Below are 15,746 nucleotides of genomic sequence, written 5' to 3'. Positions count from 1 at the left end.
TTTAGCCGCGCCGGGCCATGGATGGCCCGTCGCGGCGGCCCGCGGAGCCGGGCCGGAGTGCGGGCATGCCGAGCCTAGGCGAGGCACCGAGTGGTGGGGCAAAGACCTTTTGGTTACTTTTGGCTGGGCCGGCATTCCGGGCGTTTGCCAAAAGTGACCCGCTGTAAGAGCGGAACCCTAAGTGGCCGTTACCGAAGAAACGGATATGTACCCCCCTCCCCCCATCTCATGCTAAACCCCTGGCCCGCCAGCAAAACACCGCACTGACCGCAATCGCCGCCCCCGCCACGCCAAACACCCAAGGCGCCGACGCCACCGGCAACAACAACCCCGCCAGCAAAGGCCCAAGCCCCGCCCCCACATCACGCCACACCGCATTCGACGCCAACGCCGAAACCCGCATCGCCCCCGGATTACGCTCCGCCACCAGCGTCGTCACCAACGGCAACTGCAACGCCCGCAACACCAACACCGCCGCCGCCCCCACAATCACCCAATGACTACCAAACGCCCCCAACGCCAACGCACTGAGAAACGAAAACAGCAGCAACATCGAAGTAGCACCAAACTGCTGCGCAGCACGCCCCCCCAGCGGACTCAGAAGCAACTCCGACACATATCGCAGCGCCATCAACCCACCGGCAATCAATACCGCATTGCCACCCAGCAGCTTCTGCGCCTGAATCGACAGGCCAAAGATAAACAACCCATCCAGCGCCACCCCTTCGATAAACGACCAGGTCGCCACACTGTCAGGCAACTTGAACCGCCGCCCCGGCGTGCCATGCAAATTGTGACCCGCAGTCGGCAACCCCCGCGCCATCCACAACCCCACCAGGCAACACACCGCCAGAATCCAGAAGATCGGCCGCGGCCCCACCTGCAACGTCAGCCACCCACCCAACGGCAAGGCCAGCATCGGCCCCAGGGCAATCAACGCCCGCGACCGCCCCGCCCGCCGCGCCGCACCCAGCGGTTCAGAGGTGGCCAACACTTGAGTGGAAAGGTTCAACGCCGCAAAACACAGGCCCCAGACCAACCGCAGCCCCAGCAAGGCCGCAAACCCGGACAGCATCGAGTTGCCAAGAGCACACACCGCCGCCGCGCCGGCGGCAATGGAGCACGTCAGCCGATCACCGTTACGGGCGTAGAAATTCAGAACATGCTTGTAGCCGAAGATCCGCACCAGGCGGTTGGCCGCCAGCAGCACCCCGGCCTGGGCCAGGGTGATACCGAACGCCTGGGACTCCATCGGCAGCACCAGGTACAGCAACACGTCACTGGGCAGGCACAGGCCAAGGGTCAGCGCGGCACGGCGGGAGTGGGAATCAGCACTGCGTTGGGCCAGATCAGACATAAAAGCTGAAACATTCAGAATTATTTAGACGGCCACGGTAGCCGTCTACCTCAAGGTTTTACAAGGCCCAAATAATTAAACCTTGGCGCCGTCCTGCATCAGGCGCAACCCGCTGGCCACCGCGCCCACCAGGGCAAACCCGCAGCCCAGCCACAACGCGTACTGCGGGCCGCTGCTCAGGGACAGGTGGAAACACAACGCCACCAACGAAGCGCCGAGTGTCTGCCCCATCAACCGCGACGTGGCGACGATCCCGCTGGCTCCCCCGCTGCGGGCAATCGGTGCGCTGGTCATGATCGCCTTGAGGTTGGGCGACTGGAAAAAACCGAACCCGGCGCCACACAGGGCCATGCGCCAACCGATATCGAAGGTCGAGGCGTCGTTGCCCAGGGTCGCCAGCGAGGCCATGCCCGCGCTCAACATCACCAGGCCGATGCCGCACAACAACGCCAGGGAGATACGGTCCGCCAAGCGCCCGGCAATCAGCGCCATCACCGCGACCACCGCCGGCCACGGCGTCATCAGGAAACCGGTGGCCACCTGGCTGTGCCCCAACACGGTTTGCAACAGGAACGGCAGCGACACAAACGCCAGTCCCTGGGCGCTGAACGCGCAAATCGCGGTGAGGGCCGACAAGGTGAACAGCGGGCGCTTGAACAGATCCACCGCAAGCATCGGCGCCGGGTGCCCGGCCTGACGGCGGATCAGCAACAGCCCGCACAGCAGCGCCACGGCGATCAGCCCCAGCGTCAACACCGCCTGCGCACCGTGCACCGCCGAGCCCAGGCCCAGCACCAGCAGGGCAAACAACCCGGCGCAGAGAATTGCCGCCAGCCGGTCGAAGGCATGCCCGGTGATCGGGATCACCGGAATCGCCCGCACCCCGAGCCACAGGGCCAGTGCCCCCAGGGGCAGGTTGATCAGGTACAACCAGTGCCAGGTAGCCACCGACAGAATCGCCGACGCCGCCGTCGGCCCCAGGGTAAAGGCCAGCCCCACCACCAATGAGTTATACCCCAGCCCTCGGCCGAGGATTTTTGCCGGGTAGATGTGCCGCAGCAGCGCAATGTTGACGCTCATGATTGCCGCAGCGCCCAGGCCCTGCACCACCCGGGCGGCAGTCAGCGTCGGCAGTGACCAGGCCAGCCCGCAAAACAGCGACGCCACCACAAACACCAGCAAGCCGCCGAGGAACACCCGGCGGTGGCCGACCACATCACTCAGGGACGCAAAGGGCAGTACCGCGGCAATGGTCGCCAACTGGTAGGCATTGACCACCCAGATTACCGAAGCGGAGTCGGTGCCAATCCCTTCGGCCAGGGTCGGCAACGCGGTGTTGACGATGGCCGTGTCGAGGGTCGCCATGCCGATCCCCAGGGAAATGGCAACAACCGCCGCTAGACGCTTATCACTGGGCAACCCATCAGCTACTGAAGACATGGACAATCCGCACACGTGGCAAAGGCGTCTAGATTACGGGCAGCGGCCTTTTTTTTCAGCGGGCAAATGCGCGACTGTCCAAATATTCATGTTCAGGTGCGCCATTTGCCCATCTGCGCCATCTGCACCAGCACCTCGGCCAGGGCGGGCTGCGGCGCGCTGTTGACGGTGACCAATGCCACGCAACGGCTTGGCCGCAAGGTCGCCGCTGCCGTGACGGCACGACCGCCGAGATCGAACCCACCCAGCACAGCCTCGGGAATGTGCAAGGCGTTCATCAGGTCCAGAACGTCCTGGCCGAGAACGACTTCCTGAGTGACGGCGGGCGCAGCCTTGTCCAGTTGCGTGGTGCTGCCATGGCCTCGCAGGTACGGGATGACTACCCGAAAGCCTTGGGACACCAGATGCGGCGAGACCTCGGCAAAACGCTCAAGGTCGCCGTCAGCCCCATGCAGCAAAATGATCGGCCGGCCGCCTTCCGGGCCGGCTTCGTAGTAGCCGATATCCAGCAGGTCGGTGCTGACCTGGCGGATCGTCCAGGGCGCAGGCGCCGCCCATACCGGCAGTGACAACGCCACTGAAGCAATGGCGGTGGAAATCAGAAAGCGACGGCGATTGAAAAAAGACATGGGTTTATAGCTCCGAAAAATTCGACACTGGAAGGTCGTCAACAACCCCCACAATCAACTCGCTGCCGATCCAGCCGGCCAGCCACTCACCGGCTTTTGCCACGCCCTCCTCCTCCCCCAGGCGCTCCACCAGAAACTCGCACAACCCGGCGAAACTGCCGTCACCTTGCAGGTGCACCAACGCCTGGAACTCCAAAGCCTCGACTTGCCGCAAGCGCGAGGTGAACTGGCGACGCCACACCAGCAGCCCACCGGCCTCGGCCAGCATCAGCGCCTCGGGCGCCGGGGTTTGCTGCCACAATGCCGACCAGATCGCCTCGGCGTTGGTGGTCAGCCCATGGCAGCGCAGCGACGGCGTGAGTTGCAGGCGTGCCGTGTCCCAATCCACCGACGCCAGCACGTCCATGGGCAACGGGCTGGCATCGGCGGCGACAAACGCTTCATTGAGCGACGACTCGATCCAGGCCAGTTCATGCACGTCGGGATTGTTGGGGAACAGTTCGCCCAGGGTCAGGTGAAAACCCTCGGGATAGACGTCCAGGGTCCAGGCATGGGGCGGATGCCGGTCGATATGGCTGACGCACGCGGCCAGGAACGCCTCGTCCCCGACCCAGCGCCGCAGGTTGGGAAACGCCTGTTCCAGGCAACCCACCAATTGCGCGCGGTAGTTGTTCTGATACACCGCCAGTCCCGCGGCCTTGTTACCCAACATCTCGGCCGACTGCTCCGAGGCACTCACCAGCCAGGTATGAAAAGCCTGCTGCCATTGCGCGAGATTCATGAGCGCACCTGCGCACGCTTGTAGGCCTCGGAGGCACCGAGCATGCGGGCGATCGACAGCTCCTCCAGCAGCTCTGCCAGGGGCGGGATCTCGTCATCGCGCTCGATCATCGTGGCGACCGGGCCGAGCAACGCAACGGCCTTGGCATACAAGTCCCAGACGCCATCACACACCGGGCTGTCGTGGCTGTCGATCAGCAAATCGCGGCCCTGGCTATGGCCGGCCAGGTGAATTTGCCGGACCCGCTCGGCCGGAATCCCGTCGAGAAACGCGAGAGCGTCAAAGCCATGGTTGCTGGCGCTGACAAACACATTATTGACGTCCAGCAACAGCTCGCAGCCGGTGCGCCGGGACATGGCGGCGATGAATTCCCACTCGCTCATGGACGCGCCATCAAAGGCCAGGTAGCTGGACGGGTTTTCAAACAGCATCGTGCGGCCCAACACTTCTTGAGCCAGGTCGATATTGGCGCAGACCCGGTCCAATGCCTCATGGGTGTAAGGCACCGGCAACAGATCATGGGAGTTGAAACCCCCGCTGCGGGACCAGCTCAAGTGGTCGGACACAAACAGCGGTTCGATCTCGTCCACCAGCGACTTGAGGCGTTTCAGGTAATCGCGATCGAGGCCCTCGGCCGTGCCGATCGACATCGACACCCCGTGCAGCGCCACCGGATACCGCTCTCGAATCTGGCGCAGGATGTGCCGGGGCTGGCCGCCCGCGACCATGAAATTCTCGGAGATCACTTCAACGAAATCCACCGCCACCGGGTTCTCCAGGAACTCGCTGTAGTGTTCCTTGCGCAGCCCCAGGCCATAGCCTGGAAAACGCGGGTTGGGTGTCGGCATCATGTGGTCTCCGTTGCATAAATAGGCGGCGGGCCCAACCTGGGCCCGCCGGGGTGTTACTTCGGTTCGGTAGTGGTGCCGCCCAGCTTCAGGCACTCGGACGGGGTCTTGACGACAACGCCCTGGCCCTTGCAGCTGTTGAGGCCCTTGCAATCGTTCTTGGCCGTGGCGCACAGGCTTTCGCCCTTGCAGTTGTTCACGCCGTAGCAGCGACCCGGCTGTTCCGGCTGGTCGGCGGCGCTGGCGGCGGCCGCGAAGGAAGCGGACGCCATGGCGATCAGGGCGGCAGCAGTGGCAAGGCTCAAGCGGGATTTGATGGATGTGCTCATGGGTATTACTCCTCGGGGGTGGGGTTTATTTGATGACGGATGCCGCGTCTTCGATGACCTTCGCCACAGCCTCGGGCTGGGAGATGTACACCGAGTGGCTGGCCTTGATTTCAGTGACTTTCGAGCCGGCGCGCTTGTACATCCAGCGCTGCAGATCGGGGCTCAGGGCACGGTCTTCGGTGGACACCACGGCGTAGGTCGGCTTCTTGTGCCAGGCCGCGGCCCACACGGTGCCGCCGAACAGCGCGGTGGTGGCCGGCACCTGGGAGGCGGCCATGAAGTCGGTGCGGTTGGTGGTCAGGTCGGCAGCAAAGTCGGCATTGAACTTGGTGCGATCAAAGAACAGATGCCCGTCGCGAGTCTGCATCACGTCATTGCTCGGCGCCGGCATCGACGACAGCAGCTGGCTCATGTTCTCGCCGACTTCCGGTTGCAGGGCCGAGACATAGACCATCGACTTGACCTTGTCGCGGTCACCGGCAATCGAGATCACCCCGCCGCCGGAGCTGTGCCCCACCAGCACCACCGGGCCGACCTGCTGCTCCAGCACTTCGCGGGCCTCGGCCACGTCGGCTGCGAGGCTTTCATGGCCCTGATGCACCACGGTGACCTTGTAGCCCTTGTGAATCAGGATGTCGTGCACCACTCGCCAGCCGGAGCCGTCGACAAAGGAACCGGGCACGATCACCACGCTTTTACCGGTGCCCGGCTGGGGCTTGGCTGCATCGGCGGCCGAGGCCACCAACGGTGTAGCGAGTGCCATGGCGATCGCCAGGGAAGAAAGAATACGCATGCGACTCTCCACAGGCCTTGGGGCCTGATCATTGTTGTGAAAGGGTTAACGGCGTTGGCCGGACAGCACGCGGTCCAGTGACCAGGCCCCGCCGCCATACGCCAGCAGCGGCAGCAACAAGCCCGCCCAGGTCAGGTGGGTCGGCCAGGCGTCGGGGTACACGAACACCTCGATCACCAGGGTCATGCCCAACAGCGCGGCAGCCGCCGGGCGGGTCAGCAGGCCCAGCACCAGCAACAGCGGGAACAGATGCTCGGCATAGGTCGCCAGGTGCGCTGCCCAGTCCGGCGGCACCAGCGGCAAGGCGTATTCCGAGCGAAACAAGGTGTAGGTCGACGGCTTGAGCTGCAGGAAACCGGTCACCTTGGTGCGGCCCGAGAGGAAAAACACCGAAGCGATCCCGAGGCGGGCCACCAGCAACAGCAGCGCCTCAGGCAGCACACGCTTGAGCACCGCAGGGGCCAGGGCAATCATGGTTGTTCCGTCAGGCTGCCGAAGCCTTTGGGGGTTTTGATCTGGGTGCAGGTGCCTTTGTCCACCAGCACCCAGGCGTTGCCCTGGTAATCCGCCTTGGCGGTGCCGGCGCAGGAAGTCCCGGCACCGGCGGCGCAATCGTTGGCACCGGCGAGGGACACGCCGAAGCATTTTTCCTGAGGCTTGGCATCCTCGGCATGGGCGGTGGCGGCGAAGGCACCGAGGGACAGTGCGAGGGTGGCGGCAAGGGCTGCGTAATGGCGCTTCATTGTTGAATCTCCTGGCTTGACTGAATGTGGCCAGGGCGCTTGTGCGGTGGGTGACCGCCTGCGCCATCTGGTAGACAGATTTAAAGCCAGGCGTGTATCCCGTCTGTGTCGCGTTTCCTCCTTCTATTCATGCCGGTGTATCAGATGGGTGCTGATACACAGTCTGATACACAGCCAAAAAAACCACGCCAAACCACCGCCGTTTTATTCGGCATCCCGAACGACACAATTAGAAATATTCGCCTTTCCGAACACCCACCTTCCCCCGCTTTCGACGACCTCAAAAATCCCCATAAATTTCATACGGTTGTTGTCATCTTTGTTACATGCCAACTGGCATACATTCTGCTACATCAGGTTTTCTAGTAATAAAATGTTTCTAAATTGAAACAGTCTCATCGCCTGAAACCCAACGGCCCCGCGCCCTATAACAACGTCCATGCCCCAAAGGAGGGCGTCAACTCTCACCTTTTTGATCGACTTCAACTCTCCAAGCCTGCTGCCGCACGTAAGCACCCAAAAGGGCGAATGGCCTGATCGCCAATAACAAGCCCGACTACAAAAAAAGGACAAATTGATGAGTTCGAGCAAATACCCCGCAGCGTCCTTCACGGACCTCGTCCCCCAGGCCCCGGACCACACCGAGAATGCAATCGGTTTTGGCCCCTTTCTCTTGTTGGCGCGCCAGCATGTATTGCTGCGCAACGGCGAGCCGGTGACCCTCGGCAGCCGCGCCTTGTACCTGCTGATCGCCCTCGCCAGCCGGGCTGGCGAGTTGCTGGAAAAGTCCGAGCTGATCTCTTTCGCCTGGCCCAAGGTGGTGGTGGAGGAATGTAACCTGCGCGCGCAGATCGTTGCGCTGCGCCGGGCGCTGGGGGATGACGGCAACTTCAGCTACATCGTCACCGTGCCAGGCCGGGGTTATCGGTTTGTCGCGCCGGTGACGATGCAGGCGGTGAGTGAAGGCGCTATGACCCAGGCCCTGCTGCCCGCCCCGACAGTAGAGGCACCGAACCTGCAACCGGCGCCCACCACGGTGATTGGCCGCGAACAGCTGATCCTGAGCCTGGCCGACCAGGTACTGAGCCAGCGTTTCGTGACCATCACCGGCCCCGGCGGCATCGGCAAGACCACCGTGGCCCTGGCCGTGGCGCAACTGCTGCAGGGCCGCTTTCACCAGGGCATGTGCTTCGTCGACCTGGCACCCGCCACCAGCGGCCAATGGGTGGCCGGCATGCTCGCCAACGCCCTGGGCATTCAAAGCGTAAGTGACGAGCCCTTGCAAAGCGTGGCCTCGATGCTCGCCAACAGCCCGTTGCTGCTGGTGCTCGACAACTGCGAACACGTGCTGCAAGCCACCGCCGACGCGGTCGAGGTGCTGCTGCGTTGCGCGCCCCAGTGCTGCGTGCTGACCACCAGCCGCGAGCCGCTGCGGGCCGAGGGCGAACGGGTGCACGACCTCGCCCCGTTGCTGGTGCCGGACGAAGACGTGAACTTGAGTGCCGAGCAAGCCATGACCTGGTCGGGCATCGCCCTGTTCATCGAACGGGTCAAGGCCCTCGACCCCGGCTTCGTGTTCAAGGACACCGACGTCGCCGCCGCCAGCGCCATCTGTCGCAAGCTCGATAGCAACGCCCTGGCCATCGAAATCGCCGCAGCGCGGGTCCGCACCTTTGGCATCCAGGACCTGGTGGGGTTGCTCGACGGCAGCTTCCGCCTGCAAATGACCGGCCGGCGCACCGCCCTCGCCCGCCACCGTTCACTGAGCGCGACCCTGGACTGGACCTACTCGATGCTCACCGGCGACGAACAGGCCATGTTGCGCCAACTGGCGGTGTTCACCGGTTCTTTTACCCTGGACGCGGTCAAGGCCATGACCGCCAGCAGCACCCTCGATGCACGCAATGCCCTGCCCTTGCTGGAAAGCCTGATGGACAAGTCGCTGCTGATCGCCGGTGAATCGCAGTTGCTCAAGCGCTACCGCCTGCTGGAAACCACCCGCGCCTACGCCCTGGAGAAACTCAACGAACACGGCGAAGCCGACGCCACCCGCCAGCGTCATGCACTGTATGCGCTGGGCGTATTGCAGGAAGCCGGGCAGACCCTCGACGGGCTTTCTCCCGAGACCTGGATCGGCCTCTACGGCCCGGAAATCAACACCATCCGCACCGCGCTGGAGTGGGCCTTTTCAGCCTCGGGCGACCTGCCCACCGGCATCGAACTGACCCTGGGCGGTGTGCCGCTGTGGCTGCGCCTGTCGCTGGTCAGCGAGTGCCGCACCTGGGTCGACAAAGGCCTGGCCAGCGCCGCCACCACCCCGCTGCCGCTGCGCCAGCGCATGCTGTTGCAAACCGCCCTGGCCAGCGTGCTGATGCTCACCTATGGCACCGGCGGGCCAATGCGCGAAGCCTGGCGCCAGGTGCGTGAAGACGCCCGCTACCTGGGCGATGCCGAGCACAAGCTGCGGGCGCTGTGGGGCCTGTGGAGTGACCGCTGCGGCTGCAACCAGTACGCCGAAGCACTGGAATTGGCCGAGCGCTACATCAGCCTGAACAACTGCGGCAACCAGCAACTGCTGGGTAAACGCATGCGCGCGCTGGCGTTGTTTCACATGGGCGACCTGGCCGGCGCCCGACAGAATATCGACGAGGCACTGGGGTCACCGTCAGCCCCGCGCTCGCACATTATCGACGTGCATTTTGACCAGCGCATCGCCGCCCGCTGCCTCAAGGCACAGGTGCAGTTGCTGGAAGGCGACGTCGACCCGGCACTGCGCCTGATCGGCAGTTGCGTCGATGAAGCCATCACCCTCGATCACCCCGCGACACTCTGGTACACCCTGTGCCTGGGGGCAATTCCCCTGGCGCTGTTGGCGTCCAACCTGCCCAAGGTGCGGTACTACCTGGGCTTGCTGCAAGACAGCACGACCCAACAGGACCTGCACATCTGGCGTCAGTTTCGACTGTGCTTCGAGAGCATCCTGCTGATCCGCCAGGGGTCGCCCGAAGAAGGCGTGCCGTTGCTGGGTGAGGCCTTGCATCACCTGCATGGCCAAGGCGACAGCCAGCTTTATAGCTTGCTGCGTTGTGAATACGCCCTGGGGCTGGCGCGGCTGGGCCTGGAGAAACTGGCGCTGGAGGTGTTGGAAGACACCCTGCAATTGGCGCTGGGCCGGCATGAGCGCTGGTTCGTGCCGCAGATGTTGCGGATCAAGGCGCAGCTGATTCTGCGCCAGGCCCAGTACGGGTCGGTGGACAAGGCCAAGGTGTTGCTGCGCCAGGCGTGGGTGGATGCGCAACTGGCCGGGGCGCATTTCTGGCGGGCGCAGATTGCCAGTGACCTGGCCAGGTTGCAGGAGCCGAAGATGCGGATTGCTTCGTTGCCAAGGTTTCAGCACCGGTAGAGGCTGCCGGCATGTAACGGTAAAAAGGGGACGGTAAAAAGGGGACAGATTTATTTTATAAATAAATCTGTCCCCTTTTCGCTCTTTTTGAACTCCGGCAGCCGCGCTATTGATCCGCCGCATAAATGACGGTTTGCGCACTGTCGGGTGCAGCGGGTCGGCGGGTGAAGTAGGTGTCGCCTTCATCCGTATGAATCTCATATTCAAACTTGCTGGTCGCGCGGCCCGTGGCGGTGGCGTGCTTGATGATCTTCAGCACGCGCTGGAATTTCACACTTTGGGTGCCGTTCTGGCTGGGCCCGGTGAGCACGTTGACGCTTTGAAACCAGCCGTCGTTCTTCTTGTTCGCCACCAGGGCGCCGGTCATGGCTTCAAACCGCTCCAGCCGGGTAAAGCCCCACAATGTCTGCTCTTCCACGGTTTGGCCGAGGGCCGCAGAGCCGGTAAACACGAACAGGTTGATCGCCGGGCTGTCTTCACAGAAGAAATCGTAAGGCACCAGGCCGTCGACCATTTTCTTGCCGGCCACGAAGCCTTTTTTGTGCACCTGAAACATCGCCACCTCCACGCCAATGGCGTCACTGAACATCAGCTCACGCAGGAGAAAAGTCTAAAGGCGCAGGGCGTACAGGGCGGTCAAGCCAATGTAATATCATGTAAAGATCCCACCCGAGGCAGGATGATTTCCACGCTCAACCCGCCGGACGGCTCGTTGTGCGCCTCGATGGTGCCGCCATGCATTTCCACGGACCTCAAGGCGATCGCCAGGCCCAGTCCGAAACCGGCATCGGTGTCATGCGGGCCACGTTCGAAAGGCTCGAAAATACTCCGCAACCGCAGGTTTTCAACGCCAGGACCCTGATCGGTGATCAATACCCGCAGCCAACGGGTGTCGGGGCTGACCTCCGCCGAAACCCGCACCGTAGTATCAGGCTGCGTGTAGCGCACGGCATTTCGAATGACATTTTCGAAACACCGATACAGCAGCTCGCCGCTGGCCCGACTGACAAAGTCCGGACACGCCTGCAAGCTGACACTGCAGCCTTTGATACCCGCCTCGAACTGAGCATCCTCGACAATCACGGCCAGCAATTCGACGATATCCACCGGCTCGCGCTCGATGCTTTCGGGACGGCCCTGCACACGCGCCAGGGTCAGCAGCGCCTCGATCAGCGTGTCCATGCGCGCCGATTCACGCTGGATGCGCCCGAGCATTTCCTGGCGTGCCGGGTCTTGCTGCAACAGCCCGATGGCCACTTGCAGGCGCGTCAACGGTGAGCGCAGTTCATGGGAGATGTCGTGCAACAGCTGTTGCTGGGCCTCCACCAGCAGCTTGAGCTGGTTGGCCATGCGGTCGCAGTCTTCGGCCAGGTCGACGATTTCATCACGGCGCTTGCCCATCATCGGCCGCACCCGGGTTTCGAAGCGGCCCAGCGCAACGTCGCCCATCGCCCGCCGCAGATAAGCCAACGGCCACGCCAGGTAGTAGGCCATGTACCCACTGAAAAGCGCGCTCATCAGCGTGCCGATGATCAGCGGGATCCAGTGGCCCAGGCGCCCGGGTTCGTGGGGAGGATGGGAAGACCTGAGGGACAGCGCGGCCCCGTCCTTGCTGATCAGCGACTTTTCATAAGCCACCTGCGAGACCGGCGTGCCGGCCAGCAATTGACCGGCACTGTCATAAACGCCAATGGCTTGGCCGTGGGGTGGCTGCCACACCGCCAGGAGCTGGCGGCCCGACTCGACACCGTACTGTTCCAGCAACTGTTCTTCGCTGGCCAGGATCGCATCCAGATGATGGTCCCCGGGGCCCAGGCTGCCCGCCACGAGAATGCTCAAGCCCACCAGGAACGTCAGGCTGGTGGCCAGCCAAAAGGCCAGGAACAGTTTCCAGAACAGCCGGCTGGGTTTCATCATTCGGCGATCAACAGGTAACCGAGGCCACGCACGCTCTGGATCCAGGCCTTGGCATCCGGGCGCGGGCCCAACTTCTGGCGAATGCTGCTGATGTGCACGTCGATGCGCCGGTCATAGCGGGTCAACGGGCAGCCCAGGGCATTGAGCGACAGGTCCTTTTTGCTCACCACCTGGCCGGCGCACCGGGCCAGCACTTCAAGTAGGCTGAATTCGGTACTGGTCAGCCCCAGTGCGCAGCCTTTCCAGAGGGCCTGACGCTTGCCGGGCCAGAGCACCAGGGCGCCGGTCTTGATCACGTCAGCGGCCGGCGGGTCCACGGGCTGCACCCGGCGCATGATCGCGCGCAGCCGCGCCACCAGTTCACCCGGGGAACTGGGCTTGGGCACATAATCGTCCGCGCCGAGTTCCAGCCCGGTGATCCGGTCGATGTTGTCGCCCCGGGCCGTGAGCAACACCACCGGCACCTGGCTGCTGGCCCGGATACGCCGGAGCACCTCGATGCCCGAGAGCCTGGGCAGCATCACGTCCAGCACCACAATGCTGTAGCGCCCCGACAACGCCTCAACTTCACCCTCCTCGCCGGTGTGCACGCAGGTCGCCTCAAAGCCTTCATGCTCCAGGTATTGGCCCAGCATTTCAGTCAGTTCCTGGTCATCGTCGACTAGCAATACGCGGATCATGGCGAGCTCGTGAAAGGGTACCCCCACAGTATCGCCCAGCCTCATCGCCCCGGGGCCAACCTTTACCTAACTTGACACTTGGTTAACCGCACCAAACCCGCGCCGCTCTTATGCTTGCCGTCCACCCGTCTGGCCGCGTTGTGGTGACCCGTCTGCGGCGAGTCATCCCGGCGCGCTTGCGCTGCTTGTCGATGTGTTCTGGAAAAGATCTTGATGAATTTTTCGCGCCTGCTCTGCTCGGTTGCGCTGCTGCTCAATGTCACACTTGCACACGCTGAAGCCTTCAAAATCTCGGATATCCGTATCAACGGTCTGCAACGGGTCTCGGCGGGCAGCGTGTTTGGTGCCTTGCCGCTGAACGTGGGGGACGAAGCGGATGACCGACGGCTGGTGGATTCCACCCGTGCGTTGTTCAAGACCGGCTTCTTCCAGGACATCCAATTGAGCCGCGACGGCACGGTGCTGATCATCAATGTGGTCGAGCGCCCATCGGTGTCCAGCATCGAGTTCGAAGGCAACAAGGCCATCTCCACCGAAGACCTGCTCAAGGGCATGAAGCAGTCGGGCCTGGCCGAGGGCGAGATCTTCCAGCGCGCCACCCTGGAAGGCATGCGCAACGAACTGCAGCGCCAGTACGTGGCCCAGGGTCGCTATTCGGCCACGGTCGACACCGAAGTGCTGCCGCAGCCGCGTAACCGCGTGGGCCTGAAGGTCAAGATCGACGAAGGCTCCGTGGCCGCGATCCAGCACATCAACGTGGTGGGCAACCACGTGTTTACCGACAAGGAACTGATCGGCACGTTCACCCTCAAGACCAGCAACTGGCTCTCGTTCTTCACCAACGATGACAAGTACGCCCGTGAAAAACTCACCGGGGACCTGGAACGCCTGCGCTCCTATTACCTGGACCGTGGTTATATCAACATGGACATCACCTCGACCCAGGTGTCCATCACCCCGGACAAGAAGCACGTCTATATCACCGTCAACATCAACGAAGGCGAGAAATACACGGTGCGTGACGTGAAGCTCAGCGGCGACTTGAAAGTGCCCCAGGACCAGCTTGAAGCCCTGTTGCTGGTGCAGAAAGGCCAGGTGTTCTCGCGCAAGCTGATGACCACCACCTCGGACCTGATCACCCGGCGCCTGGGTAACGACGGCTACACCTTCGCCAACGTCAACGGCATGCCCACGCCCCACGATGAAGACCACAGCGTGGACATCGTGTTTGCGGTCGACCCGGGCAAACGGGCCTATGTGAACCGCATCAACTTCCGTGGCAACACCAAGACCGACGACCAGGTGCTGCGCCGGGAAATGCGCCAGATGGAAGGTGGCTGGGCGTCGACCTACCTGATCGACCAGTCCAAGGTTCGCCTTGAGCGCCTGGGCTTCTTCAAGGAGGTCAACGTCGAAACCCCGGCCGTGGCGGGGGTCGACGACCAGCTTGATGTGAACTACGCGGTCGAAGAACAAGCGTCCGGCTCGATTACCGCCAGCGTCGGTTTTGCCCAGGATGCCGGGCTGATCCTTGGCGGTTCGATCACCCAGAACAACTTCCTGGGCACCGGAGATTATGCCAGCCTGGGCCTGACCCGCTCGCAGTACCAGAGCAAGTACAACATTGGCTTTACCAACCCCTACTTCACGCCGGACGGGGTGAGCCTGGGCTATAACGCGTTCTACAGTGCCACCGATTACAACAACTACTACGACGATGGCAGCGGTGTTTCCTACTACTCCATCAACAGTTACGGCCTGGGGGCCACACTCGGCTACCCGATCAATGAAACCTCGCGGTTGAGTTTCGGCCTGACGGTGCAACACGACAGTATCGACCCGGGCATCTACAGCTCTGATGAGATTTACGATTTTCTTCAGCGCGAAGGCAGTGAGTTCACGAACTTCAAGGCCAACCTTGGGTGGTCGGAGTCGACGTTGAACAAAGGCGTGATGCCGACCCGTGGTTACTCGCAGAACCTGAACCTGACGGTGACGCTTCCGGGCAGTGACTTGAGTTTCTACAAACTCGATTATTCCGGGCAGACATTTGTGCCGATCACCAATTCGACGACGCTGCGTTTGCATACCAAGCTCGGTTACGCCAACGGGTACGGCTCGACGGACGGCCTGCCGTTTTATGAAAACTACACGGCCGGGGGTGAAGGTTCGGTGCGCGGGTTTGAAAGCGGCACGCTTGGGCCGCGCAGTACGCCGGCGACCGGGGCGTATGCCAGTGCGGGCCAGCAGTACTACAGCGACCGCAGTCCCGAGGCGTTGGGGGGCAACATCCTGATTACCGGGGGGGCGGAATATCTGTTTCCGATGCCGTTCCTTAAAGATAATAAGTCGGTGCGTACGTCTGTGTTCTGGGATGTGGGTAACGTTTATTCGGACAAGTGTGCCCTCAGTACTACCCAGGGTTGTAATGGGGTTGACCTGAGTCAGCTGGGTGCATCTGTGGGGGTTGGGGCTACGTGGTACAGCCCGTTGGGGCCGTTGAGTATCAACCTGGCGTTGCCGGTTCGTACCCCGGAGAATGCGACCAAGCAGGTGTTCCAGTTCTCCATGGGGCAGAATTTCTGATCTGCCTGGGTACATATCCGTTTCTGCGGTTATGGCCGCTATTGGTTCCGCTCTTACAGCGGCTCACTTTTGAAAAGCGCAAAAGTCCAGTTCGGCCAGCGTGGTTTAACGGGGCGCCCAAGATCAAGATCAAAAGCGGATCAAGAGCACAGCGGCCTACCGGCCGGCTTGAGTGTTTAAAAGCCAAATCAAAAGCTAAAGCGGGCACGGTCCAAATGTGGGAGCGGGCTTGCTCGCGAA

14 protein-coding genes are annotated in these 15,746 nt (G+C 62.5%); 2 read left to right on the top strand and 12 right to left on the bottom strand.

Going from position 1 to position 15,746, the window contains the following annotated elements:
* Positions 1 to 226: 226 nt before the first annotated feature.
* The 9 genes from ACIOMR_RS29870 to ACIOMR_RS29830 all read right to left on the bottom strand — a co-directional run bounded on the left by ACIOMR_RS29870 (position 227) and on the right by ACIOMR_RS29830 (position 6,920).
* On the bottom strand, positions 227 to 1,357 hold the full coding sequence (locus tag ACIOMR_RS29870; protein WP_017478989.1) for an MFS transporter: 1,131 nt from the start codon (positions 1,355 to 1,357) through the stop codon (positions 227 to 229).
* A gap of 75 nt (positions 1,358 to 1,432) precedes the next feature.
* Positions 1,433 to 2,797, bottom strand: coding sequence for an MFS transporter (locus ACIOMR_RS29865; protein ID WP_023658995.1), 1,365 nt, complete (start codon positions 2,795 to 2,797; stop codon positions 1,433 to 1,435).
* Between the two features lie 92 nt (positions 2,798 to 2,889).
* Positions 2,890 to 3,426: an alpha/beta fold hydrolase gene (locus tag ACIOMR_RS29860; protein ID WP_177010091.1), complete on the bottom strand. Its 537-nt coding sequence runs from the start codon at positions 3,424 to 3,426 to the stop codon at positions 2,890 to 2,892.
* Positions 3,427 to 3,430: 4 nt separating this feature from the next.
* Positions 3,431 to 4,207 (bottom strand): DNA-binding domain-containing protein, encoded by a 777-nt coding sequence (locus ACIOMR_RS29855; RefSeq protein WP_177010092.1) that lies wholly within the window; start codon positions 4,205 to 4,207, stop codon positions 3,431 to 3,433.
* Entirely contained in the window at positions 4,204 to 5,055 is an 852-nt protein-coding gene (locus ACIOMR_RS29850) for a DUF692 domain-containing protein (RefSeq protein ID WP_087695391.1), read from the bottom strand. The genes ACIOMR_RS29855 and ACIOMR_RS29850 overlap by 4 nt, the downstream gene beginning before the upstream one ends.
* A 56-nt stretch (positions 5,056 to 5,111) precedes the next feature.
* A complete protein-coding gene (locus ACIOMR_RS29845) occupies positions 5,112 to 5,384 on the bottom strand; it encodes a hypothetical protein (RefSeq protein ID WP_003211275.1) in 273 nt (90 codons plus the stop codon).
* Between the two features lie 25 nt (positions 5,385 to 5,409).
* Positions 5,410 to 6,177, bottom strand: coding sequence for an alpha/beta fold hydrolase (locus tag ACIOMR_RS29840; protein WP_003211274.1), 768 nt, complete (start codon positions 6,175 to 6,177; stop codon positions 5,410 to 5,412).
* Between the two features lie 45 nt (positions 6,178 to 6,222).
* Positions 6,223 to 6,651 carry a DoxX family protein gene (locus ACIOMR_RS29835; RefSeq protein WP_003211272.1) on the bottom strand — a complete coding sequence of 143 codons (429 nt, stop codon included), beginning with the start codon at positions 6,649 to 6,651 and terminating at the stop codon, positions 6,223 to 6,225.
* Positions 6,648 to 6,920, bottom strand: a complete 273-nt coding sequence (locus tag ACIOMR_RS29830) for a DUF2282 domain-containing protein (protein ID WP_003211270.1) — start codon at positions 6,918 to 6,920, stop codon at positions 6,648 to 6,650. Before ACIOMR_RS29830 ends, ACIOMR_RS29835 begins: the two co-directional genes overlap by 4 nt.
* A gap of 577 nt (positions 6,921 to 7,497) precedes the next feature.
* Here ACIOMR_RS29830 and ACIOMR_RS29825 point away from each other — a divergent pair.
* On the top strand, positions 7,498 to 10,323 hold the full coding sequence (locus ACIOMR_RS29825) for an ATP-binding protein (protein ID WP_401197984.1): 2,826 nt from the start codon (positions 7,498 to 7,500) through the stop codon (positions 10,321 to 10,323).
* 106 nt (positions 10,324 to 10,429) lie between these two features.
* Here ACIOMR_RS29825 and ACIOMR_RS29820 read toward each other — a convergent pair whose 3' ends face one another.
* From ACIOMR_RS29820 to ACIOMR_RS29810, 3 genes are all read right to left on the bottom strand, one after another.
* Complete coding sequence (locus ACIOMR_RS29820; RefSeq protein ID WP_177021191.1) at positions 10,430 to 10,879, bottom strand: hypothetical protein; 450 nt, start codon at positions 10,877 to 10,879, stop codon at positions 10,430 to 10,432.
* 80 nt (positions 10,880 to 10,959) lie between these two features.
* The gene (locus ACIOMR_RS29815) at positions 10,960 to 12,240 is read right to left on the bottom strand and encodes a HAMP domain-containing sensor histidine kinase (RefSeq protein WP_032898573.1); all 1,281 of its coding nucleotides are present in this window, start codon (positions 12,238 to 12,240) and stop codon (positions 10,960 to 10,962) included.
* Positions 12,237 to 12,920 (bottom strand): response regulator transcription factor, encoded by a 684-nt coding sequence (locus ACIOMR_RS29810; protein WP_003211262.1) that lies wholly within the window; start codon positions 12,918 to 12,920, stop codon positions 12,237 to 12,239. Before ACIOMR_RS29810 ends, ACIOMR_RS29815 begins: the two co-directional genes overlap by 4 nt.
* A gap of 213 nt (positions 12,921 to 13,133) precedes the next feature.
* Between ACIOMR_RS29810 and bamA the strand changes: the two genes are divergently transcribed.
* Positions 13,134 to 15,506 carry an outer membrane protein assembly factor BamA gene (gene bamA / locus ACIOMR_RS29805; protein ID WP_102368638.1) on the top strand — a complete coding sequence of 791 codons (2,373 nt, stop codon included), beginning with the start codon at positions 13,134 to 13,136 and terminating at the stop codon, positions 15,504 to 15,506.
* Positions 15,507 to 15,746: the final 240 nt, after the last annotated feature.

Source organism: Pseudomonas sp. NPDC087814, assembly GCF_044742865.1.
Lineage (GTDB): Bacteria > Pseudomonadota > Gammaproteobacteria > Pseudomonadales > Pseudomonadaceae > Aquipseudomonas.
The sequence above is the reverse complement of the archived record's forward strand: the minus strand, read 5'-3'. Positions and strand labels throughout refer to the sequence as shown.

Excerpts from the sequence above, each read along its gene's own strand:
- ACIOMR_RS29865 (WP_023658995.1), bottom strand. The coding sequence starts at position 2,797 with ATGTCTTCAGTAGCTGATGGGTTGCCCAGTGATAAGCGTCTAGCGGCG.
- ACIOMR_RS29855 (WP_177010092.1), bottom strand. The coding sequence starts at position 4,207 with ATGAATCTCGCGCAATGGCAGCAGGCTTTTCATACCTGGCTGGTGAGT.
- ACIOMR_RS29815 (WP_032898573.1), bottom strand. The coding sequence starts at position 12,240 with ATGATGAAACCCAGCCGGCTGTTCTGGAAACTGTTCCTGGCCTTTTGG.
- ACIOMR_RS29845 (WP_003211275.1), bottom strand. The coding sequence starts at position 5,384 with ATGAGCACATCCATCAAATCCCGCTTGAGCCTTGCCACTGCTGCCGCC.
- ACIOMR_RS29820 (WP_177021191.1), bottom strand. The coding sequence starts at position 10,879 with ATGTTTCAGGTGCACAAAAAAGGCTTCGTGGCCGGCAAGAAAATGGTC.
- ACIOMR_RS29835 (WP_003211272.1), bottom strand. The coding sequence starts at position 6,651 with ATGATTGCCCTGGCCCCTGCGGTGCTCAAGCGTGTGCTGCCTGAGGCG.
- ACIOMR_RS29860 (WP_177010091.1), bottom strand. The coding sequence starts at position 3,426 with ATGTCTTTTTTCAATCGCCGTCGCTTTCTGATTTCCACCGCCATTGCT.
- ACIOMR_RS29810 (WP_003211262.1), bottom strand. The coding sequence starts at position 12,920 with ATGATCCGCGTATTGCTAGTCGACGATGACCAGGAACTGACTGAAATG.
- ACIOMR_RS29825 (WP_401197984.1), top strand. The coding sequence starts at position 7,498 with ATGAGTTCGAGCAAATACCCCGCAGCGTCCTTCACGGACCTCGTCCCC.
- bamA (WP_102368638.1), top strand. The coding sequence starts at position 13,134 with ATGAATTTTTCGCGCCTGCTCTGCTCGGTTGCGCTGCTGCTCAATGTC.
- ACIOMR_RS29850 (WP_087695391.1), bottom strand. The coding sequence starts at position 5,055 with ATGCCGACACCCAACCCGCGTTTTCCAGGCTATGGCCTGGGGCTGCGC.
- ACIOMR_RS29870 (WP_017478989.1), bottom strand. The coding sequence starts at position 1,357 with ATGTCTGATCTGGCCCAACGCAGTGCTGATTCCCACTCCCGCCGTGCC.
- ACIOMR_RS29830 (WP_003211270.1), bottom strand. The coding sequence starts at position 6,920 with ATGAAGCGCCATTACGCAGCCCTTGCCGCCACCCTCGCACTGTCCCTC.
- ACIOMR_RS29840 (WP_003211274.1), bottom strand. The coding sequence starts at position 6,177 with ATGCGTATTCTTTCTTCCCTGGCGATCGCCATGGCACTCGCTACACCG.